Annotated in this window: 16 protein-coding genes and 1 pseudogene (1 of these 17 running past the window's edge); 9 read left to right on the forward strand and 8 right to left on the reverse strand. The window is 45.2% G+C overall.

Annotated elements, in window-relative coordinates; all coding sequences use genetic code 11:
- Positions 1-110 precede the first annotated feature (110 nt).
- Positions 111-1,589, forward strand: coding sequence for an NADase-type glycan-binding domain-containing protein (locus tag CH367_RS08070; protein WP_100761952.1), 1,479 nt, complete (start codon positions 111-113; stop codon positions 1,587-1,589).
- Complete coding sequence (gene lsa20, locus CH367_RS08075) at positions 1,586-2,188, forward strand: LIC11469 family lipoprotein adhesin Lsa20 (protein WP_100761953.1); 603 nt, start codon at positions 1,586-1,588, stop codon at positions 2,186-2,188. Before CH367_RS08070 ends, lsa20 begins: the two co-directional genes overlap by 4 nt.
- 39 nt (positions 2,189-2,227) lie before the next feature.
- Here lsa20 and CH367_RS08080 read toward each other — a convergent pair whose 3' ends face one another.
- From CH367_RS08080 to CH367_RS08110, 6 genes are all read right to left on the reverse strand, one after another.
- Positions 2,228-2,908 carry an MORN repeat-containing protein gene (locus CH367_RS08080; protein ID WP_244284520.1) on the reverse strand — a complete coding sequence of 227 codons (681 nt, stop codon included), beginning with the start codon at positions 2,906-2,908 and terminating at the stop codon, positions 2,228-2,230.
- Positions 2,909-2,952: 44 nt separating this feature from the next.
- Positions 2,953-4,662: a glycosyl hydrolase family 67 gene (locus CH367_RS08085; RefSeq protein ID WP_100761955.1), complete on the reverse strand. Its 1,710-nt coding sequence runs from the start codon at positions 4,660-4,662 to the stop codon at positions 2,953-2,955.
- 3 nt (positions 4,663-4,665) lie between these two features.
- Positions 4,666-5,532 (reverse strand): DMT family transporter, encoded by an 867-nt coding sequence (locus CH367_RS08090; protein ID WP_100761956.1) that lies wholly within the window; start codon positions 5,530-5,532, stop codon positions 4,666-4,668.
- 168 nt (positions 5,533-5,700) lie between these two features.
- The gene (locus tag CH367_RS08100) at positions 5,701-6,798 is read right to left on the reverse strand and encodes a fatty acid desaturase (RefSeq protein WP_100761958.1); all 1,098 of its coding nucleotides are present in this window, start codon (positions 6,796-6,798) and stop codon (positions 5,701-5,703) included.
- A gap of 68 nt (positions 6,799-6,866) precedes the next feature.
- Positions 6,867-8,051 carry an AraC family transcriptional regulator gene (locus CH367_RS08105; RefSeq protein WP_244284508.1) on the reverse strand — a complete coding sequence of 395 codons (1,185 nt, stop codon included), beginning with the start codon at positions 8,049-8,051 and terminating at the stop codon, positions 6,867-6,869.
- Between the two features lie 74 nt (positions 8,052-8,125).
- The gene (locus CH367_RS08110; RefSeq protein ID WP_002152104.1) at positions 8,126-8,401 is read right to left on the reverse strand and encodes an RNA recognition motif domain-containing protein; all 276 of its coding nucleotides are present in this window, start codon (positions 8,399-8,401) and stop codon (positions 8,126-8,128) included.
- A 62-nt stretch (positions 8,402-8,463) separates the two neighbouring features.
- Here CH367_RS08110 and CH367_RS20985 point away from each other — a divergent pair.
- The 7 genes and pseudogenes from CH367_RS20985 (at position 8,464) to CH367_RS08140 (ending at position 22,086) form a co-directional block, all read left to right on the forward strand.
- Positions 8,464-8,665, forward strand: a pseudogene (locus CH367_RS20985) (hypothetical protein).
- A 176-nt stretch (positions 8,666-8,841) separates the two neighbouring features.
- Positions 8,842-12,390 (forward strand): hypothetical protein, encoded by a 3,549-nt coding sequence (locus CH367_RS08115; RefSeq protein WP_100761959.1) that lies wholly within the window; start codon positions 8,842-8,844, stop codon positions 12,388-12,390.
- 258 nt (positions 12,391-12,648) lie between these two features.
- The gene (locus CH367_RS08120) at positions 12,649-16,005 is read left to right on the forward strand and encodes an Ig-like domain-containing domain (protein WP_100761960.1); all 3,357 of its coding nucleotides are present in this window, start codon (positions 12,649-12,651) and stop codon (positions 16,003-16,005) included.
- Positions 16,006-16,259: 254 nt separating this feature from the next.
- Entirely contained in the window at positions 16,260-17,858 is a 1,599-nt protein-coding gene (locus CH367_RS08125) for a BTAD domain-containing putative transcriptional regulator (protein WP_100761961.1), read from the forward strand.
- Positions 17,859-18,154: 296 nt separating this feature from the next.
- Entirely contained in the window at positions 18,155-19,030 is an 876-nt protein-coding gene (locus tag CH367_RS08130; protein WP_244284509.1) for a hypothetical protein, read from the forward strand.
- Positions 19,031-19,075: 45 nt separating this feature from the next.
- On the forward strand, positions 19,076-20,083 hold the full coding sequence (locus tag CH367_RS08135; RefSeq protein ID WP_100761963.1) for a putative solute-binding protein: 1,008 nt from the start codon (positions 19,076-19,078) through the stop codon (positions 20,081-20,083).
- Positions 20,084-20,094: 11 nt separating this feature from the next.
- Positions 20,095-22,086 (forward strand): TRAP transporter large permease subunit, encoded by a 1,992-nt coding sequence (locus CH367_RS08140; protein WP_100761964.1) that lies wholly within the window; start codon positions 20,095-20,097, stop codon positions 22,084-22,086.
- A gap of 83 nt (positions 22,087-22,169) precedes the next feature.
- On the opposite strand, the gene rktP is transcribed toward CH367_RS08140, so the two are convergent.
- Entirely contained in the window at positions 22,170-23,261 is a 1,092-nt protein-coding gene (gene rktP / locus CH367_RS08145) for an Arg-Lys translocation region protein phosphatase RktP (RefSeq protein ID WP_100761965.1), read from the reverse strand.
- A gap of 1 nt (position 23,262) precedes the next feature.
- Positions 23,263-23,330: the final stretch of a twin-arginine translocase subunit TatC gene (tatC, locus tag CH367_RS08150; protein WP_100761966.1), read on the reverse strand. 727 nt of this gene lie beyond the right edge of the window; only the last 68 of its 795 coding nucleotides appear in the window; its start codon lies beyond the right edge, outside the window — the gene reads right to left on this strand; its stop codon occupies positions 23,263-23,265.

Genomic DNA, 23,330 nt, shown 5'->3' on the forward strand with positions numbered 1-23,330 from the left:
TCCAAAAGAAACCACGCATAACGTCAAGCGATCTAAGTTGTTTCTTTGCATTTGACAGAAGGGGTTTCCTGTGGAGAATCGTGAAAATTCTTTCCTGGAGAATCCCATCAATGAACCGTTCCTTGCGTTGTTTGTTCCTTCTTTCTTTCCTGGTTTTGAGTTTTCAAAACTGTAAAAAAGAACTTAGCGTTTCTATGGCTACGTCCACTTCCTTAAGCGACAAACTCGCGTTCGCCGCTCTCGGAGGAGGAAGTTGGAAACCGGAAGACGGGGCGGAGTTTGTAAAACTTCATTTTTATCCGGACGAAGGGTTTCAACTCAAGAAGGTGGAAGTGGATTCTTGTAAGGGAGAATTCAGCGACGCGGTCACGGCCTATATCAACTTCGACGAGTTCAGCGCGGCCGCGGATCTTTCCGGCAAAAAGGCTTCCGTCAATTTTGAAAAACCGGTATATGCAAGATCCGTAACGATCAACTTTCGTAAGAACAAGGATCTTTGTATCGGAGAAATCCGTTTTTACGACGAAAGGGAAAAACAATTCTCCCTAAAACTTCCAAAGATCGTAGAAGGAAGTGCGACCGCTTCCGAAACCGCGAGTCCGGTTCTATCCTACGACGTGATGAATCTTTTCGATTCCCGTTACGAATACGCGTGGGCTTCGGATAAAAAAGGAAAAGGAGTCGTTTTAAATTTTAGATTCGCGGAGCCTCAAAAATTCGACACGATCAAAATCTGGAACGGTTATCAAAGATCGGATCAGCACTGTTATTCGAACGGAAGATTGAAGACCGCTACCTTGACCGGCGATAACGGTTATACTCAGAAGATCCAACTCCAGGACGTTTTAGGACCTCAGGAAATCGCATTAGAAAAACCTTTTGAAGGAAGCACTCTGCGTTTGACCGTGGACGATATCTACGCGGGAAAGATGTATAAGGGTCTTGTGTTGAGCGAAATACGTTTCGGTAAGGATAAGAATTGGGTATTGATCAATCCGATCAACAGATCTCAAACCATCGCGAGATCCAATCATCTTCAATTTACTCCTCCCGATTTGGACGGAATTTTAAATCACGGTCTGAGAGGTTCCGAGGTTTCCGAACTTCCCGCCGAAATTCAAAGCACGGAGAATATCGCGTCATCGGAAACATCCGCACAAACCACGGAGGAAGCGCAAGGTTACAGAGTTTCATCCGATTGGTCGCTTAGAATGCGTTCGGACGGTTCTTTTTTTATGGAAGGAAACACTCAGGATCAAAGCGGAATGGATTCCGGAATGTTGCATAAGACGAGCAAGTTCTATGCGATCGGAAACTACGAGGTTAAGGAATCTTCAGCGGATTCTTTGAAACTAAGGGTTTTCGGTTATATGCGTAAGTATTCCTCTTCCTTTGTGGAGAACTACGGAGATATGGACTGCAACGGTTGCGGTCGCGATTGTAACATGGCGGACAGCGATCCGGATAAAAAGGAAATCATCTTTCAGGACTTTATCACGATCAAAAAACTGAACGGAAGCATTTATGTTCAAAACACGAGTCCGAGCAGAAAATTGGATTTTAAAACCCTGGGGATGACCCTCGAGTGAGAAAAATCTATTACGGAATTGGAATATTCATTTTATCTTTCGGACTGATCGATTGTAAAAAGGATTCTTCCGGTCAAACTTCGGAGGGACTTGAACCGATTTCCTCCGATCCGAACCGTCAGATTAAGGTCAGCGTCCTTTGGGAGAAAAAAAGTTTTCCATTGGACATCGAACTCTATGAAGGTGCTTCTCAAAGACCGGTGGATCTTTGGGCGACCGGTTCGGTGAAAGATTTATCCGAGGCCCCCGTTTCCGTACCGATCGAAGGGAACGATCTCTATCTAAAACCCGGTTCTAAAAAGAAATTCGTTCTTGTGGTGAAGAATACAACGGATCGGGATTTTTATTTTTTTGCGTCCCCGCATTCCATGCTTCCGGCGGAAGGTTCTTTGGGGTTTAAGTTCAAATGTCTTTGTATCAACCACGCGTTTTTCATTCCTCCGAAAGAAACCTGGTATAGGGTTGTGGAACTCCGAACGGGAGGAGAGGCTCTCGCAAAAGAATTAAGAATTACTCATACACTTGTGGGAATGGACGAGGAGAGAATCCGACTCTATCAAAAAGGAATAGGAACCGGAAGCGGCTCGCGAGACGAATAGAACTTGCGCGAGCCGATATTCTGAGGAGATCGTTTTTGTTTAGTGAAGAGGTTTGATGTCGCCGGATTCGGCAACCGGACCGCCGCAGAGAACGATCTTGTTTTCGATTCTGCAGTGTTTTTTGGAATGATCGAAAGCCGAAAACAAAATGCCTTCGCTTGAATTCTTTTCGTCCTGGAATTCTCCCTCATACACGCTTGTATCGGGGAAACGAACCTTTCCGGGGCCGTTCATTTTTCCCATTTCGAACGTACCTTCGAGCATCGCCCCGTTTTTAAAAATATAAGTTCCTTTTCCGTCCTTCATATCCTCTTTGAAGGTGCCTTCGAATCGATCCCCGTTTTTGTATTTGATTCTTCCCGATCCGCTTCTCAGATCGTTTTCAAAACCGCCTCTGTACTCGTCGTCGTTGTCGTAGACATAGGTTCCGGAACCGGTGACACAATTTCCTTGAATACAACCCCGGGTCGGATCTACGGTTTCTTCGGTTGCGGATCTGCTTGCGGTAGTGGTCTGTGTCTCTTCCATGTTTCTTGCGCTTTCGTCCGAGTAGGCGGAACGTCCCGCGCCGCTTGCGGACTCGTTAGGCGCCATCTTTTGGTCTCCGGATGAACACTGAACGAAAACACAAAGGAACATAACTCCGCAGAAAGAGCATCTTACAAAAAATCTCATCATATTTTTTGAATACGAAATAAAATCGTTTTCACTTACAAACATGGTCAAAATTTTATGAACCGCGCCGTAATCTGTCAAACTCTATTCTATTTCAGGAGCTCCGAGACCGGCATGGCCTGTTGATTGATAAACGAAGGGAGCTTGGACCGAATTCTCTGATACAAAAATAAGTAGAAACGTCTCATAAAAGGATGAAATAGAATGCGGTCCATCAGTCTTATGTTCTTTCTTTTTCGGACGAATAACTTCAGCAAAAGTTTAGACATAAGTCCGGGGGTTCTTCTTCGGGGAAGAATTCTAAACTTATACGCGTCCGGATAATTTTCGGAATACAGATCCCGGAGATAAATCGCCTCTTCGAGAAGATACTGTTCCCGTTCCGGATCGGGAAGATAGATCAGCTCCCTACAAAATGCGAATAACTGAAAGGTTTCGTATTGAAACCGGAAATCGTAAGGAAGATCGAGTCGTTTCGAGATTCTTCCCATTTCTTTGAGGTCCTCGATCGCCCGATATCCCTTTTGTACCGACTCTTCCGGGTTCTTGCAAAAAGCTGAATATAAGATTCGGAAGTGATCGCTGATCGTGACCCTGTCCCAGGTGATGTGGAGAAGGGGAGGAATCCTGACCCGATGAATGTATAGAGGAAGATCGCTGAACGAAGGATCGTATAAAAGATTTTCAATCACGGAATCGGAAAGTTTTAAAAACCGGACAAACTCTTTGATCCCCTTTTTACCGAAGAATTTTCGGAGACTTTTTTTGACGCTCCAATCCTTTTTAAAAAGTCCGATACAAACGAATGTGTTGAGTTCGTTCCAATAGGAAGTATTCTTTAAAAACGTAATGTTCTTAAACGAGGACCAGCCCCCGGTTTGACACCAGACGCTGAACCCTACGAGATTTTTGGCTTTTTTGAGTTCCTTTTTATACGCCAGATATTGCCAGCCCACAAAGGACGGATATTCTCCGAAACCTTCGTATTCTCTTCTTGCCTGAAACTCCACGAGTTTCGGAAGATCGTCTTGGAAGAACAGGGAATTGATCGAAAGATAGCGAAAAAAATCGCCTTCTCCGTATTTCATGGAAACTACGAGGTTCTTGGAAGGAACTCCCTCGAAAACTTTTTCATATGTTTTTTGATTCCAGATAAGATCGCCGATCGGATACGCTCCGATCGTCCAGGTTCTAAATATTAGAGTTTTGGAATGTTTTTCGAAGACGGGGAGAATTTTTTTTAAAAATCGGTTCGCGTCCTCGGGCTTTTTTAGAAACAGTCTGCTTCTGAAATCCCCTTCGACGTCGACTCCGTCCGATTCTCCGATACGAAGAACGACCCCGTCCACGTTTTCGAACTCCGTAAACAGTTTTTCCAGACATTCCACGAAAAGATCGGAAACACGATCGAATTCTCCCTTGGTTTGTTCTTCGATGTAAGAATTGAAGAACATAAAATCGCTCGTGATAAAAACCTTGAGTTTGCTTTTACGCGCGGTTCTAAAAAGTTTACGATAGGAATTCTGATAGGATCTTATTTTGTTTCTGAGAAGATCGGGATAAAAGGAAAAGTCCGTCACGAAGGAAAGTTCGTCGATCGTGATCGCGTTGTATCCGAGCGCGCTGATTCGCCTAACGTATGAATCGAAATTCTCCCGGATTCTTTTGTGGGTTTTCTTTTTGAATTCCCTGTTTTTTTCCAGAAGTGCGATCGGGGCCTTGGACCAGTTCTGCGATTTCCCGGGAGCTTTTACGAAGAACGGGGCGCTCGAATCGATGAGCGCCAGATTCAGTTTCATGTTTTATTCTTCCTTGCCGAACCGAATCGTTTCCAAGGTGCCCGCGACCAAGATCAAAACTCCGCCGACAACTTCTCTGTAACCCGGAATATCTCCCAACAAGATCCAAGCGAGTAAAATGGAATACACGGGTTGTATGCTCGAAAGAATTCCGGCGGTCTTGAGTTTGAGTTGAAACATGGATTTGACGTACAACGTATGCGCGAATGCGGTGAAAAAACTTCCGAGCAAAAAGATAAGACCGAGTGATCTTGTGGAAGTGGGAATACTTTCCCAGTAACATACGGGAGCCAACATAAAAACCGATGCAAAGGATTGAAGACACATAACTTGTGCGCTTCCGTGATGAGAAAGAAATTTTTTACTGAGTAGATTTCGAAACGAAAAAGAAGCCGCTGACAATAAACCCGTAACGATTCCCCAAAAGAAATCGTTACCCGGTTTGAAGTCCGGAATCAAAATCCCAACCCCGAGTAAAACCAAAAACGCCAGCGAAATGTCTCTCAATTTTAACTTGGATGGAAAGTAGATCGGCTCTATAAAAACGGTGATCACGGGATGAGTGAAAAGCGTTAGGACCGCGATCGCAGGAGATGCTAACCGCGCCGATGCGAAGAATAAAACCCAGTGGGTTGCGAGTAAAATTCCACCTCCGATGGCCGCGCCGTTTTCCGTCGCGCTTGGAAACAAAACGGGTTTGTCCCTCCATTTCAGAAATAGATAAAGACCGATGCTTGCAAAGACCGTTCTTCCGAAAGTAATCATCCAAACACTTTCATCGATCAGTTTTGCGAAGAGTACGTTTCCGCTGATGAGGATCATCGCGAATTGAAATTCCAAAAATATCTTAGTTTTCGAATCGGAGGACATGGGTTTCTCTCAAACCAAAAGACGATAAACCCCGTTCCTGGAAAACAAAATTGATTTTTTTAAGACGAGACGAAACCGAAAAAGAACGAATCTTTTTACAAAACTGTAAAATACCTTCTCCTTCTCGTCGCTTGAAATCGGAACGAAGAAAGAGAAGGTCTATCGAAATCAAGCGATACGTTGTTCCGCCTGTAGCTGTGTTTCCGGATTGTAACGGTTGGCGCGTAACATACTGTCAAAATCGTTAAACCGAATTCCATAACGTTTCATCGCCGGATGAACAAAAGGTGCGACCATCTGACGGATGTAAAACGGTTGATTGACCACGAAGTGATGGATTCCGTGAGTGCTTCCGAAGTTGAAACAAAAAAGATGCAAAGGAAGAAGTAACCAAGAATTCAAGACCTGGGTTTGTTCGTGGATTCCTTTTACGTCTCCGTAGTAGTGCATGTTGGACGAAACGATTTGAATGCTGGATTGACGGATCCAATTCGGGAGCATATAAACCACCGCGGCCGTATTCAGAAACATACGAGCCGATTCCAAAAGTTCGGGATAGGGAAGCTCGACCGGGGAACCAAGAAATAAATTTCCGTAGTGGATCAGATTCAAACCCAGAAAGTTGTACCAAAGAGTGTAATAGATCACGAGCCAAGGCCAACTTTCCGAAACGATTTCCTTTCTTTTAAACTTAGGAGCGTCTTTGACGAGTTTTCTAAAATTGAGAATCGCGGAAACGTTTCCGTCGATCATCGCAAAAAAACGAACCAAACCGGCCTTCATACCGTTGCCGATCAGACGTTCTTCGATATCGTCCTTATGACCGGAAACTTTGTGGTGTAGAGTGTGAATCATTCTTCTATACCAAGGACTTACGGTGTTTCCCCGAAAAATCCAAACGGTCCAGAATAAAAGATCCTGCATCTTTGTATTGTCTTTGAAGTAAAGATTGTGGATCGTATCGTGTTCGATCTCGTGAAGAAGGGAAGCGAAGATCGCGTTTGACACGATCGCAATCCAAGCCGGGATGATTCCCGCTATATAAAGCCCCGCGGTGACGATCATCATTCCCGCCGAACCGAATGTGATCGACGCGCCCAAAAGATTCTGTCTGTTTAAGATAGGAAATTTTTTTCTGAGATTCTTTTCCCTAAAACGAATCCAGCGCATGATCTTTACGTTTTTTTCCCGAGTCGCCAGTGTTTGCCATTTCTTCGGCTTTCTACTCGGAAGAATTTCATTTTTCGCTAATATAAGAGCGCTCATATCGACTCCTTTCCAATTCTCGTGATGGAACGGATTCTAACTCCTTTCCCGAATTCGGTCGTCCTATTCTATCGATTCCGACGCGGTCCGGCGACCGAATCGATAAATTGCGCCGAGTTTGTGCGGTATTCGCTCGGAGTAATTCCGGTATGTTTTTGAAACGCGCGGTTGAACGAAGACTTGGTTCTAAAACCGACGGAATATGCGATATCGATGATGCTCTTATCGGGTTCGGAAGTCAAAAGGCTACGAGCTTCCGCGACCCTGTAGTCGTTTACAAATACGGAAAAATTCTTACCCAATTCCTGATTGAGAAACTCGGAAACCTGATGTGTGGAAAGTGCGAGCTCGTCTGCGAGATCTCCGAGACCCAAATCTTCTTCCCTGTATAAAAAATCCTTTTCCATCAGATGAATCAGATTTTCTTTCAAAGCCGCGCGATCGATTCCCACCAAAAGAGAACGCGCGTATTTTTCTCGCGTCGCTTGTGTGACTTCCTGAAGTTTTTGAAAGAATCCCGGATTTCTATGACCGATCAGATAAGCCGCGCAGAGAGCGAGGCCCATTCCTCCCGAAGTGAGAATCAAAAAGTCGGAAGTTTTCGTGATAAAAAAGAATGCGCCGAGCGTAAGATGAAGAATGGAAGTCACCGCTAAAAAGGAAAGAATTCTCGCGGTCGGTTCGGCCTTCCAAACCTCCCATCTCCAAAGATCGCGGGAACTTTTTAAAACTAAGGAAACATAAAACGCGATTCCGAAAACCGCAGGAAGAAGAACCCAATCCAAAGGACTTGGAAAAATCTTTTCCACAAAAGATCTGTGGATCATTTCGGGAATGTGTCCCGGAAAGAATAGAATTCCAAGATAAAGAAACGCACCCGTTACCGGAAGAACGCAGTGAAGCATTCTTTCCCGGTTGGAATCCATAAAAGATTCTCCCGTGCTGACCTTATAAATTCCGTATAAAACCGGGCCCACGGAATACAAAGCCGGGATATGAAGCAGGATCAACCAGGATAAAAACGAAGTGGAAAAGGAAAGAATCGAGATCGAACTTCCCTGAAGAATAGACATTCCTAAAAAGAGAACACCTAAAAGATAATTGAGTCTTACCTTGTTCGGTAGAACCATCTGGCCTAAAAACATCAAACAGCCCAGAGCAGAGCCGAAAACTCCCATCCAATAAAAAAAAGAACTCAGCCAAAGTGGAAGAAAAAGGGGAGACGGAGAAGAAAATAAGCCGTGAGCGAACACAATAGCGAACGCTACAGCGTTGAGTAAGTTCTGTCAAGGGAGAAAAGCGAATGCCTTTCTCCCTTAAAGAAAGATCAGTATCTAGATCTAGATTTTTCTGGGAAAGGTTTTTTAGGAAGGGCTTCGTTCACTTTGATTTCTCTTCCACGGATTTGTGTTCCGTTTAAGCCGTCAATCGCCGCGTTTCCTTCGTCCTTGTTCGCCATTTCCACAAACGCTAATCCCCGGGATTTGCCGGAAAGTTTATCAGTGATGATGCGTACAGAGGTTACTTCTCCAAAAGACTCGAAAGCCTTACGAAGATCGTCTTCGGTTGCCTGATAGGCGAGGTTGCCTATATAAATGTTCATGAGAAAGGGTCCTTACAAAAAATTACTGGCTTCTAAAACAAAATAGAAGCTAAGGCTAGACCATTCCATCGGCGGGATTCGAGAGAGAAGGGACCTTTCCTGGTTGCTCTATTGTTCAAAAGTTCTCAACTGACCCGGGAAAAGGCAGCTAAAAATTCCAGTCGCGCTCACGGTAATCATAGTCAAAAAATTGTCAAGAAAATCTCATATTTTACGAATTTACTGTCTGAAAAACCGAAACAACCGTTTGGGAACTCGGGGTAACATGGCAAATTTGTTCTATGTCACATTTGTATGCGAGCGATTGCTCTCTTTTGAAGCAAAGTAATTTAGCTTTTTTTAAAATTTTTAACGATTCTTTCTGAATATAAGCCTGAAATAAGAGGGCTATATCCAAGCTCCGTATTCTTTCCCTTCGGATTTGAAATGGAGAATTGAAAATGAAAGGATTCGCTTGGAAATGGATCGCGATCGTTTGGATTGCGTTCGAACTGATCTCTTGTAAACCGGACGATCAGAAATTCAACGCTCTTACTTTTTACGATAATATCACGAACGATGGAAGTCTGCGGCTTTTCAATCTTCTGGACGAATATCCTTCCTTAAAAGCGGGCTTTCAAAGTCTTCAACCGGAACAATTCAATCTTCGTTTGGACAGCTCCATGCGAAAACCTGCACGTAAGGACATCACCGGTTTTTTAAGAGTTTCCTCCGATATGCTTTTGAAACCGGAAGCGAGGGTGAGAGAATCTTTGCTCAAAGCGAACGTTCTCATCCATCGTTTGAAAGATTCTCCATCGGGTGCGTTTGAAGGAATTCTTCCTTGGTTGGAAAGAATCCGCAAATATCCGGGGAAGGTGGTTCGAAATCTTTCGCCGATCAGTCAGAGCGCGCTCATCTATCTTTACAATACATACAACACCGCAGATACGGAAACTAAATACAAGGAATTGGCGAACGCGCTCAAAGATCCGGATATGATCGAGTTGTTTCAGGATTTGGAAACGGTTCTTCATAAGTCTTTGGTGCAAAATGCAAACGCAAGAAGCGGAGTGGAATCCATTCTCAAGGGCATGATCGATCCCACGTTGAGCGCGGATCGTGTTTTGAAAAATCAGATGATCAACCTGATCGCGGAGATCGGAAATACGTTTGCGCAAAGGGCCGGTTTCAGCGATTTTAAATCCTCGGATACGGCTCTCAAGGATCTGATCGTTAATTTAGAAAAGTTTTATACACCGGGCGGGGCCGTTTATAACTCCGCCGGGATTGCGGACTACAGGGACGCGAACTATCCTTCGGATTTTTCGATCGTTCTCACCGAAGTCTTTCGTTATCTAAGACCGATGTTGTCAAAGGGCGGAGTTTATACAAAGGATCCGAACGTTCTTTTGGGTAAGGAGCTGAGTAAGAATTTATTCAACCTCGGTTTTCCCACCGAAATCGAGAATGTGGATTTTTCTTTGAAAGAATTGATTCGTATGGATTATCTCGGAAGGGATCGAGCGTACGGCGGTTTCGAATACAAGGTTTCCGCTTTGGAACATCTGATGTTTCTCCTAACGCTCGCGGACTCGTATGGGTTTCGATGGGAGAATCCTTCCGACAATACGATCATGAGTTTGGAACCGAACGGCTCCGTGAACGGCGGTCCGATGACAAACGGGGTTTTGACCGTGGGGGACAGCATCTACGCGCTCGGTTCGGCGATGACCGGAAACTTAGGAGTCAAAGCGTTCTTAAATCAAAGCGCAAACGACGGTGCGGTTTATCGAAACGGGGACGCAACTTCTCCGACTCCGTTTACGATGGGAATCAACACTCCCACGCTGGCTCTTTTGGAATCTCCCGATCCTTCCGTGGTTCCTTCCGCGAACGATCCCGTTTTTACAAAGACGATTCCGTTTATGATGAGAATGATCGTAAACGTAGTGTTAGGCGGTGGAGGTCCATACTACAATAAGAACAGAAGGGATTCTTCCGGAAACGTTTATACGCCAGACGGAAAACTTTATATGGATTCCAACGGAAACGATCTGATCTATAAAACTTCCTGGACCACTTCGGATTACAGAATCAAGGTTTCTGATACGGGAAGCGGAACCTGCACAGCTGGAAGTCTTTGTCGTTGGGTCGGACCGGGTGGAAGAGAATCGAACGCGAGTTATGCGAACAACCAATTCGCTCAGGTCGCATCGGGAACCAACGCAAGCGGAACCAAGGGATGGAGTATTCCCGTTTGGGAAATTTCAAAATCCTCTTCGGAACGCGCCTTGGAAACGGACGAAGAAGCTCTTTATAAAAACTTTCAGTGGCTCCTTTCCGAAAAAAGAATGGTCGCAGTTATACCATTGCGCGCTTCACTCGGACCGGGTGTTCCTTATAAGATGGCCGCCTTTGTCACAGTGATCGCAAACGGTTTGAAAGGTTTGATGGGAGCCAAACCTCAGTTTCAAGACGGAAGCGCTTGTTCTTCGAAACAAAACGGAAAGTGGAATCTTTTAGGTTCTCTTTGGAAACCCGGATGTGCTTCTTCCACACAACCGAATTTTAGAGTGGCCGGAACGGCCGTTCTTGAGGAGAATTTTTCCTCTCTTCCAGGTGACAGCATGTTCTTTTTGGAAGCTTGGGATTACGGAACGAGCGGAAACAGTTCGATCACCTTCAACAGTTTAGGCGATTCCAACGTTTACAATATCTTTTATCCACCGACTTCCCAATACGGGGTTTTACCTCCCGTATTCGCATTCAATTTTCCTGTTATGGAAAGGCTTTCCTTTTTAACGGCGGATTCCGTTTCTCCTTCTCAGGTAAATTCTCATTGGGAACAAAGAAATAAAATTCTTCCCTTGATCGTTTCTCTTGCAAAAACTCTTTCCGATCAATCCGATTCTGCGACGAACAAAAATCCGTTTCAACTTTTAACGGGACTCGGCGCGGCTTTGACAAGACCCTTGTTGACTCAAACCGCGGACGCCGAAAACAATTCGGGAGGAAGAACGATCACAATTATCAAAACGGGATTGTCGAACGGAAACTTTCGAAATCGTTTTGCGGGTCCCGAAGAATATCTGTTTCGTCAAAGCGATCCGATCGCGGAGGAACCGATTCGAAGTCCTTTGTCCGTGTTGATCGAAAAGGAAAGGGGATTTCAAGACGGACTTTTGAATCTCGTATCTAAAACAAAACTTTTGACCAATCTTGTTCACATGCTCGCCGAAATGGGAAGACCGAGCAGACAACCGGGAAGCGATCTTTTTTTTGCGGGTCTTGCGGCGGTCGGAGGTGAGATCAAAATCACCTCCGAAACTCCGACTGCGGTTCAATTCAATATACAGACCTACTTGGAAAAGTTAGGAAACGATCTCGCTGTTTATCCGGATACAAGACCGACTAACGTATACGACCCTCTTTGGGATGATATGGGAGTGGTTGCCGTTCGAATTCGAGATTATCTTTCTAGGGATTCGGTTTATTCCCTCATACCTATGTTGGATTTTTCGATGGACCTGGTTTTGGACGTAACACCTTCTCCGCAGGAAATCATTCATCTGCTGAATCTTCTCGGTTCGATTTTTCAGAATGCGTCGGGCAATCGTGATTTTCTCGTGACGACTCTTTTGACCTCGGACACACCCGCGTTGATCCAAGTCTCCGCTCCGTATGGAAAATGTATCAACGGAGTTTTGATGGGGCTTTCTTTAACGGGAGAATTTTTCAGCTATCTTGAGGCGGACATGAACACTCCTTATACGATCCGTGAAATTTTCGACGACTTGGATCGATTGACCGTTTCGGATATGGTTCAGAGTCGATCCGGAAATCATTCCCTTCTGTATGCCGCTGGAGTTTTGATGAATCTGTTTGCGGACATCACCGAAAAAGGAAGAAAGCCGTTTCCGGACGGAACCGTGTTCTGGGATCGATTCAATAAGAACGAAGATTCTACCACGTATTGGGACAATCTTACTTCGATCTTCAGTCGTTAGTCCATATTTACCTTAAGTCTCTAACTCTAAAAGCCATTCTACGCGCCGTGTTTGGGCTTAAGCGCGCGTAGAATTCTAAAGCCGGTTCGAAGTTTCGACCGGCATTTTTTTAATTAAGAACGGTTGTTATAAATAATCTTTTTTATTCGAACATTCGAAAAAAATCCGGAATATAAGTATTAGATAAGTCCGAAATCGGCCAGGAAGCGTATTCTTTCCCCTGTTTTGAAGAGAAATGGGAACAGGACGGAAATTCAGATGCTAATTCAAAGAATTCAATTCATCGGAATCGCATTGCTTCTATGTTGGTTCGTGGTCGATTGTTCGGATAAAAAGAAAGATTCCGGCTTCGACTTGATGGCGCTTTTTGATTTGGGAAGTCCGACGGGGGGCGAGGTTGCAAATACTTCCGTGATTCCTCCTTACAACAACGTGGACAACAATATCGCGACTCTTCCCGTCAATTTCGGAAATACGGGACCACAGGCGTATCTGTTTATCAATTCCACCGAAAACGTAAATCGTTATAAGGATCTTGAAATCCAATTCTCGAAACCGATGAACCGCGCTCTTACACAAGCGAGCATAACGTTGACGGGAGCCTCCGGACCTCTTTCCGGTCCCGGAATCGGAGTGGAATTCTACTGGGCCAGCGAACAAAGGTTGATCCTCAATCCGTATCGCGAATTGAAACCCGGAGAAAAATACACGCTCAATATCAGCCAAGACGCGCTTACGATTTCAAACAAACCGCTGATCGCTTATACGCAGGAATTTAAAACGACATTGAATTATTCTCTGAACAACAACATCGTTCAAGGAGCTTTGAACAAGGCCTTGAACGGATCGGACGATATGACGCTCGATATGTCCGCGAACATCACGGTCAACTCCGCGTTTCAAACGCCGGTTGTAGGGGAGAATTATATAGATTCCATTTATCTAAAGAAGAGTGGAAGCGGATCCTCGGTAAAAATTTGTCCGAGCGCGGTTCCCGGTTCGACCTGTTCGATGAATCCGATCAGCATCAATCTTTCGACTTCGGTTTTGACGCCGACGATCGGAGGAAATACGTATTACTACGAGATTCAGACGAAGTTCGGTCCGGTTTATAAAAAATACTTCAGCTTTAATTACGGAAATCTAAACAACCCGAACAATCTTCTCTCGAACATTTCGAACGGGGTGATGGACGAGGCGCAGATGTTGCCCTTTCTCGGGAAGGTGATCCAAAAGTTTACGACGGGAGCCTTCAAGGTTCAAGACGTCAACGGAACTCCGAGAACGTTTCAAGAATTCTTAATCGGACTTCCCGATCATTCCAAAAAGAAATTCTATGATAACGGTCAATGGAACATAGGCGAGGCGTGCATTCGTCCCGGACAATCCGGATCACCCGGAACAAACAAGTTCGACGATTTCAAAAATCAACAATTCATTTCCGTGCTCGGTGCAAAACCGGGAGCGGAAGGAAGAGGATATTGTTGGGTTCCATCAAGCACATATCCTACGTATCCTACCTCGGTGGTCGAACCGAAAGGTGCGGAAGATCAGGGAGAATGGGCATTCGATAAATGGCCGAAAGCCGCCGCGCCATTCAGTCGTTATAACGCTCCCTTGGAAGATTCTCTCGGTGCGGCGAGTATGACGATGGACGTTTACGTAACCGATATGAGACTTCCATCCTATGTGAAGAATGCTTCCGGTTCTCAACTTGGAAACATTGCCGCCGATCTTAGAGTCAATCCCGGAACAGCAAACACCGCGCCAGGACTCGGACTCGATTTGAGTTCACGTTATGTGGAAGTGGATCTGTTTATCGTATCTCGTTACGAGGATTGGTATACGATCTTTATTTCTCCGGGCACTTTGATGTATTTCAAAACCACGGCGCGATTGAATTGGGATCCGAACGTGGATCCGGGTTTGAACGGAGGAAACAATCAACTTCCGAATATTTATCTGACGACTCCTTCCTTGAGAATGGCGAGAGCGAGAAATACGTTGTCCGTCGACGGAACCGGATCCGTTTCCATGGCGGTTCGTTCTCCGTTTGCCGTAAACAATACGGTGTTTCCGACTAACCCGAGTAATGCGGACATCGACTCGGTTACGAATAACTTCTTTGTTCTTCCTTGGTCCAATCCTACCTTTCTTCCTATGGGAATCTATTCCGGAGCGGAAGATACGAAGGACTTTATGTATACCGCTCCGATGGAATACATCGCTTCCAACGAAGGAGGAGTGGATAACATTCTCGTTCCGTTGATCGGAAGAGGAACGGTTCAGAATCTTGCGGGTGGAACCGTTCCTTACGTAAAAGGAATCATCACGCAGTATATGTTGAAGGACATCGTACAAAGAATTGCGCCTAACGTTCTCAATTCGGTCGTGGGCGCTCTTCGAGACGACGGCGTAACGATCCAGTTGCCGAGTTATCTACCCGATCCGCTTCGTAATTTTCCTTTGACCGTAAAGATGAAACTGAGAACGGACAGCGTAATCAAACACGACGGGGTCAACAAGGGACTTGTCAGCAATTTGGATCTATCGTTTTCGAGCAACTACGTGGATCCTCAAGGAAGAGGTTTGAGAAATCAAACCGCAAAAACGGGAATGGTGATCACAAGAAACCCTGCGACCCCGTTTCCTTCTTCCTATCAATTTACGCAGAGTAGCGCAAATCCGGGATTTCTTCTTTCCTTACATTCGGATACGATTTCCCAAGCCGCGTTTCACCTTTGGCAAAGAAGGGGACTCGACATCACGATGAATAAAAGTTTCATCGAAACGATCAACAGTTACTCGGGGGGAAATCCTCTCTTTCAATTGACCACTACCTTACTCAAGGCCTCTCCGATCATAACGATCTTGGCACCGGGAAGAGAAAAACTGCAGGGTTTAAACGGATCGAACGCGCTCGCTCCGGCCGCAAAACCCTACGACGATATCGAGATGGTGATGGAACCGGTGCTGGCTCCGAGTGTGAAGTTCAAGCCGATGACCGGACCGGGAATTCCGAAACTGCGTCTTTATTTTACGGAGATGCAGTTGAAGATCGTCGCCAAAAAACCGGCGAGTTGTAGCGGATTGACGGGAGCCGAATTGACGGATTGTGGAATCGACACAAGACCGAACGGATACACATACACGTTAGGCGCCGTTCGAATCAGTCTGGCCGCGGACGCCGAGTTTAAGTTTATCACGTTCTCCAATCCGAACAACGATCCTAATTTACAAAATTTGAATGCACTTCAGGTCGTTCTTTCCACCACGAACCTGGATTACACGGTGGAAGTGTTGGAAGGGATCGCGAACAATCCTTTCGGACTCGATCCGGACGGAATCAATAGCGTGATCGAACCGTTAGTCACATCGCTCGTCGTTCCTCTTGTGAACAGTATTCTGAAGGAGGTTCCTCTTCCTCCACAGATCAACTTTCCGAAGCTGAGACATCCGACGAACAACACCGCGTGTGCGATCAACGCAAGAAGTAACGTGATACAGTTCTTCACGTTGGCAACGGAGAATACATCCGATCCGTATATGTTAGGAGGAATGAGATTTGTAGGAGTAGCCGCAAGTGATCCGAGTTCGTTGATCGTCTGTCCGTAAAAATCAAAACGAACTCTATTCGTTATATGGGCCTGCAAAATTGCAGGCCGTTCTAGTTTGTGCAACCAAGATGAAAGTAATTTTTCTTCTCTTCGTTACTTAAAAAAACTCTCTTAGCTTTAAAAAACTAATTTCAAAATCATGATTCTCTGCATTCTAATACGTGCGAAAGAATTTTGGTTGATAAAAAATCATGAGCTTTTATTCACAATTTAACTGAACGGTTGTAAGATAAAAAAGGTATTTGAAAATCAATGAATATAACGCTCTATCAGATCTCCTGCTATTTGGTCGCGACTATACTGGCTTATAGAACGCTTCATCACTTATTTCTATATTATAAGAATAGAAAGCAGGTGTACCTCCTACATTTTGCTTTTTTACAGGTTTCTTACGGTTTTTACTTACTGTTTTTTACAAAAACGATCAATGCGGCCAGTGCACAGGACGCACTTCTTTGGGAAAGATTGGAAAACGCGTTCATTCCGATTTTCGGAATGACCATGATTCTGTTTGTAAACAGCTATAGAAGAATTTTCAGCAAAGACTTTGTATATCTCTACATTCTTCTGAACGTCTTGTTGTCTGCGGTGATTCTTGTGGATCCGAATTCTTACCATATCGGACTTGCACACGAACGGAAATTTCCCGCGCTTGGAATTGTGATCTACGAAACCGATCAACCCTTGCTCGTTCAGTATTTTTATTTGTCCGGAATTTTGATGATTATCTGGACCTTGTTCAAGGTAATCACTCAGTTTGTTCGAAATCTTTTTAGGAACTTATTCCTTCTCATCGGTTTGGTGATCTTCTGCACGAACGTGCTCTTAGACATTCTTGTCGCGATGGACGTGGTTCCGTTTCCATACACTTCTCATTTCAGTTTTTTGATTCTGATGTTTTCCGTGGATTCATTCTTAACCTTGAACAAATCGGGACGTGAGATCAGGGAAGAATTAAAACAGGCTCTTACTTCTCCGGAGGATTTCGATCTTTCTTCCGAGAAGATGAACTCGGGTGCGGGCGCCAAAAGCAAACAAGAAGAGATTCAAGCCGCATATTCTAAAATTTCCTCTTCGGGTTCCGAGAAGGATCAGATTTTTATCCGAGCGTTGGGCGGTTTGGAATTGGAACGGGGAGGAATTCGAATTCCTCAAACGGAAATTTCCAGTAAAAAGAAAATGCTCAAACTTGTAAAAATTCTTCTCATCCGTTTTGAAAAGGGAATTCATCGCGAAGAATTGCTCGAACTTCTTTGGCCGGGAATGACGGATAAGAATGCGCTCAACAGTTTACACGCGCTTTGTTTTCGTTTGCGGAGAATCATAGGAAATCCGGAAGCGCTTGTGTTTTCGGAAGACCGTTTGTTTTTCAGACAGGATCTCGTTCAAACGGACTTTCAACTTTTTGAAAAACACTATGAAGGCGGGGCCAAGGCTCTTCGCAAAGGCGACACGGAACTGGCGATTCAGGAATTCCGTTTCGCGCGCGCATTTTATCGCGGAGATTTTTTCGAGTTCGATCTTTATTTTCCGGAATCCGAAATCAGAAGAGAATACATCCGCAAAAGTTTGATCGAAATCTTTCGATTCTTATGCGAGAAGGATGGGGAACGGAAAGAGATGGAAGGTCTTTTGGAAGATTCCGCGAGTTGGATTCGTTTGGACGATTTGGATGAACGGGCTTGGAGATTTCATTTCGAAGCTCTTCTTCAATTGGATCGTAAGAATGAGGCGCTCCGTAAATACGAAGAATTCCGAAAGTCTCTCAGGAAGGAACTCGGTGTGGACCCGGAACCGGAAACTCTCGGGCTCATCGAAAGAATTCGTTCCGGCGCGGTGACTCGGGCTTAAGAGGTAGGAGTTCCCACAAAACCGGATTCTTCTTTGCTCTTCCTTATGAATCGGGAAGGGCATAAAATAAAACGAACATTCTAAAAAAAAAATCATGGACGGATATTCCGTCGCGATTAAGTTTCATCAAAATCTCTTAAGCGATAAATGTACCCGAAATGAGAAATCGAAAGTTGCCGTTTGGTTTTCTTTTATTTGTAACGATTGTTACAATAAACGCGAGCTCCTGTTCCTTAGTTTATAACATCACTGGAAGAACCATTTCTTCCTACGCGGACGATCACCTAATCCCGTTTATGCTGGAATCGAAGGATTTGGATTCCGTTTGCAACGCAGGCGTGAGTTTAGCGCCCTTGATCGCTTCCTTTGAAAGAGTCAGTCCTCGTCCCGATCTTCCCGTTATGGTTTCTATGCTCGGCGCCGGAATGTGCGCGGAAAGACAGGCGCAAGAAGCGGAACTTCATTATCTCGCCGCGGTTCGAAAAGGAAAGGGAGAAGAGGCGACCGATCACCAAGCGGTTGAAATTCGAAATCACGGACTTGCCGCAAAACGTTACGGCGAGGCTTACAAACGTTTTATTCTTCACTTCGGAGAATGGAACGGCAAATGTCCTTCTCTTTCCAAAGAAGATCAGTTCTATTATTTGATCGGTTTATCCTCGAGTCTTCTTGCGATTCTTCACGACCGCGCGGCTCAAGGTGTGGCTAACGTGCCGACCGATATTCCTTCCCTTGTTTCCAACGCTTCCAAATGTTTGAATCCGGACGAATGGTGGGGAGTTCCGATCGCACTCGAAGCGATCATCTGGCTTTCCATTCCCGGAGCAACTCCTGCGGGCAAAGATCCGTTTCAACAACTCGATCGTGCCGTTGCGATCGGAGACAAGGCCGGTGTCAGTCTTTCTCGCGCGTTTCAAATCCAAGCGTTAGCCGGAAGAGGAAACCAAGAAGCGATCAAAAAGGCAGTGAAGGAACACGCAAAGATTTTAGAGAAAGGTCAGAGCAATCCCAACTATCAACTTTTGGAATCGTATGCGGAACAACTTTCCAGACACGAGTCCGATAAAATTTGGATCAAGGAAAAAGGTCACAGAGGCCCGCTTCTTCTCGGAAGTTTTCCGCAAGGCAAACGCGACACAAAGGAAGACGACGATCTTCTCAAAGGTCTTTGATTCAAAGTCATTCTAAATAAGAATTCAATTGTAAGGAGAATATCCATGAAAGGAATCCGTTTCCAAATTCTAACCGTACTGGCGTTGACCTTGTCGTCTTCGCTTTTCGCCGCAGATCCGATCAACAAAACGATCTGTGTTTTTGATCCGTCCGGAACACACGGAGATATTTTTAAGTCCGCTCTTCGTTATCAGGCTCAAGCCCTCAACTGGGGAATCCGTCTCGAGCCAAAGGCGTATACGGACGAGGTTGTAGCCAATTCCGACTTTAAAGCGGGCAAGTGCAATCTTGCGCTTCTTACAAGTTTAAGAGTTCGCAGTTACGTTCCTCAATCCGGTTCTCTCGAAGCGATCGGAGCTCTTCCTTCTTACGATCTTTTGAGAAGAACGATCGACGTACTTTCCAATCCGAAAGCGAGACAGTTGAACGTTGCAGGCGAATACGAGACGATGGCGATGTTTCCGGGCGGAGCGGTTTATCTTCTTTTGAGAGATAAGAATCTTCGTTCGATCAAGGATCTTGCCGGTAAAAAGATCGCAACCTTAACGTACGATCAAGCCGCTACTACGATGGTGGACGTCGTCGGTTCTTCCATGGTTCCCGCGGAGATCGCTACATTTGCGGGTATCTTCAACAACGGACGTGCGGACGCTTGTTATTCTCCGGCGGTGGGATTTAAACCTCTCGAATTGATGAAGGGTGTTGTGCCTAACGGTGGAATCGTGAAGTTTCCGATCGGACAACTTACGTTTCAGATCGTAGGTAAGACCTCCGATTTTCCCGCAGACTACGGAAATCAATCCAGACAATGGGCGGCGACTCAGTTCGACACGATGCTTGAGTTGACACGCAAAGCGGAAAAGGAAGTCCCCGCTAAGTATTGGCTCGAAGTTCCGAAAGAGGAAATCAAAGGTTATTTCGAAAAGTTCAGAGAAGTTCGTATTAAACTCAGAGACAAGGGAGTGTATCACGCATCCATCTTGAAACTGATGAAAGGGGTTCGTTGTAAGGCGGACGCGACTGCGGAAGAATGTTCGGACTCTTTAGAATAAATTAGGAAGACATGGCTAAGAAAATCGTATCCTGGGCAGTACTGCTCTTTCTTTTTGTTCCCTTAATTCAAAGTTTCGGTCAGTTGGTCCAGGCTCGTATGCTCGAGCTTGGGGAATCCATCTGGCCGCGTTATGCGGAGATTCGGATTCACTGTATCGCTTCCGAAATCAATTCTTTGCAGAAGGTGGAAGTAAGCGCTTCCGATTCGGCTCTTTTGGAAGAATTGGATCTCGGAACGGATTCATCATCCAAATCAAAACATGCGCCTAAAAAGGAAGAGGCAACGAACACTGCGGCTTCTTCCGTTCTTCCTCCGATGGAACTCAGTCTCGGACAAAAGTTGTACTGCGGAACGGAACGAAAACTTTCCTCGATTACGATCTTTGCAATCGATTATATTCCGATGACGATGGTAATTTTGTTGCTCGTTGCCGGAATCGTTTCTACCACGAGACGATATCATATCGCCCTCAAAAATCCGGAAAACAAAAAGGAAGAACTTGCCTCGGAGTTGAGTCAGATATTCGCGAACGGAATCCTGATTTTTTCGGCGGCTTCTATGCTTCCTTTTAGCAAGGGTGTGGACGCGCAGATTCAGATTTTGTGGATCGCCGGGCTTGTCTTTTTGAGCGCCTTGAATGTTTATAATATTCGAAATTCAGAATTTACTCATATTCCAAAGGATCAGGAAAAAAGCAGGATTTCGGAGATTCTTCTGGCGATTCCTTTGTATTGTTGGATGGCGACCGTCTGCGGAATCTATTTCACGCTGATCGAGTTTCATCCGGCCGGACTCGCGATTTATCTTCAAAAGTTGACCGCGCACGCGACGCTTTACATCCAAATCGGTTTGTATGTTTGGACCGGGATCTTACTCAGGGACACTTCTTTGGGAAGAAGATTTTTCGATCTTTTAAAACCTTGGAAACTTCCGGCGGAACTTTTGGCCGTGATCGTTGTGATCGCCGCGGCGCTTCCCACCGCATACAGCGGCGCTTCCGGAATCGTGGTTCTCGCGCTCGGAGCGACTATCTTCGTCGAACTCAGAAGAGCGGGCGCCACTCAGGAAAGAGCGTTAGCCGCAACCGCTATGAGCGGAAGTTTGGGAGTCGTTCTTCCTCCTTGTCTTTTGGTCGTGATCGTGGCTTCTTTGAATCTCGACGTGACGACCGACGAACTTTTTCACTGGGGTTGGAGGGTATTTGCCGTTTCCACTACGTTGTTTTTGGCGGTGAGTTGGTTTTTGAGAAAGGATTCTTGGAAAATTCAACCCGAACAAAACGCGTTGAAAACGACTTGGTCGGTTTTTAAACCGTTCAGTTTGTACATTCTGATCGCGGTTGTGATCGTGGGTTTTCTCGTCTTCGGATTGAACACTCATTTCGACGAACACACTGCTCCGTATATGTTGCCGATTGCGATGCTTGCGTTGATCTACTGGGATCATAAACAAAGTCAGAAGGAACATCATCCCGCTTCGGGCGCCAGAGACGTGGTAAAAATCTCCAGAACTTCTTACGATACGGGTTCTCACTTGGGCGCACTTTTGATGCTCATGGGACTTTCGGCTTGTATGGGAGGAGTATTCGAACGTTCGAATATTATAAATCTATTTCCTACTCAGCTCGGTTCTCCCTTGTCCGCGATGATCATTTTGACGATCGCGCTTGTGATCATCGGAATGCTTATGGATCCGTATGGGGCCGTAATTTTGGTTTCGGTGACGTTGTATCCGATCGCAAAGGCGAACGGAATTCATCCGTTGAATTTTTGGATGACTGCGCTCGTTTCTTTCGAGTTGGGTTATTTGACTCCGCCGGTCGCGCTCAATCATCTTTTGACGAAACACGTCGTTCGAGAATATTTGGAAAAAGAACCCGAAGTGCATCACGCGAGTTTTTTTGCGAGATACGAAAGGGTCATCGTTCCGATCATCGTTCTATTCTTGACGTTGATCGTGACCGCGTTCGGACCGATTTTGTATCAGAGTTGGAATTCTTAAGTTAGAATCGGACTCGAACCGAATTGGATCGACTCGGATTCTTTCAAGAGCCGGATGTTTGTGTAAAAACAAAGTCCGGCTTTTTATTTACGACTTACGGCAAGAAGAGCGGAAGCATCCAAAACGTTTTTTCCGTATCTTCTTTCGATAATTCTTCCGCAATCCAAAATCAAATCCCTTGAATTTTGAAAATTCTTTCCCGCAAGAGCGGTCTGAAGTTGTTTCGTGAATTCGGAAGAGGGGATTCCGATCGCGGAATAAATCCGATCCGAAGCCAAGATCCAATATTCTCCCGTTTTCAAAACCGTCTTTTTCAGATCCAACTCGACGGCCTTGTAATCGAAGTAACGTACTTTCGTTTTTTCGAATGTGTTTAAGGTTTCGTTTTTATAAACGAACGCAGGGAGTTCCTGAAAGTGAACGTAGCCTAGTTCGCCGGTTTTGGTTTCGAGATAAAAAATAGAAAGGTTTAAAAACGGGATCGGCATCTTGGAAAGAATTTTACCGATCTTAAGAACCAATTCTTCGCCGCGCACTCCGCTTGTTTCGTTCGCTAGGGAAAAAATTCCTTCGAGTCTTGCCTTAAACGCGGATTCTAAAACGCCCGGCGTAGGAAATCCAGCGAGAATTCCCACACAACCGTCCGAGCTTGGAATCACGTTTACGTAGTCGCAAATCGAATCTCCGCTCATTCTCGGGAAAAGAGAAACGTCCAAGTTGCGGATCTTAGGAAGTTGAATTCTATAAAACGCTCTTTGCACCGAGTCCGCGATTTCTCTCGCTCTTTCGCCTAACGCTTCTTGTGCGGGTTCGTCTTCCATTTCTTTTTGTTGAAAGAATTTCAAACGAAACGCGCGAACGAGTTCTCCGATTTCATCGTCCCTTTCGGCGACCGGATGTTCTTCGTAGACGTCGCTTCCCCAGTCTTGAACCAAGGTCACGAGAGAACGCATCGATGCGTATATTAGTTTTACCGCATAGAAGACCAAGGACGCGAGAAGTGTGGAGAATGAAATCGAAAGCGCGAGACGAATGGAAAGAGAAATCGCCTTTTGTTGACCCAAGGGGGATTTGAGGATGATGTCGTCCGCTACCGTATAAACCAAAAAGAACAAAAAGCTGAGAACGAAAACGGCGATCGGTAATTTTAGTTTGGAAGGAATTTTGTTTATCAAGTTATTCTCTCTCTATCACCTTCATGAGAACGATCGAAACCGCAAACAGGATCGTCAAAGGAACGAATA

Source organism: Leptospira barantonii, assembly GCF_002811925.1.
Classification (GTDB): Bacteria; Spirochaetota; Leptospiria; order Leptospirales; family Leptospiraceae; genus Leptospira; species Leptospira barantonii.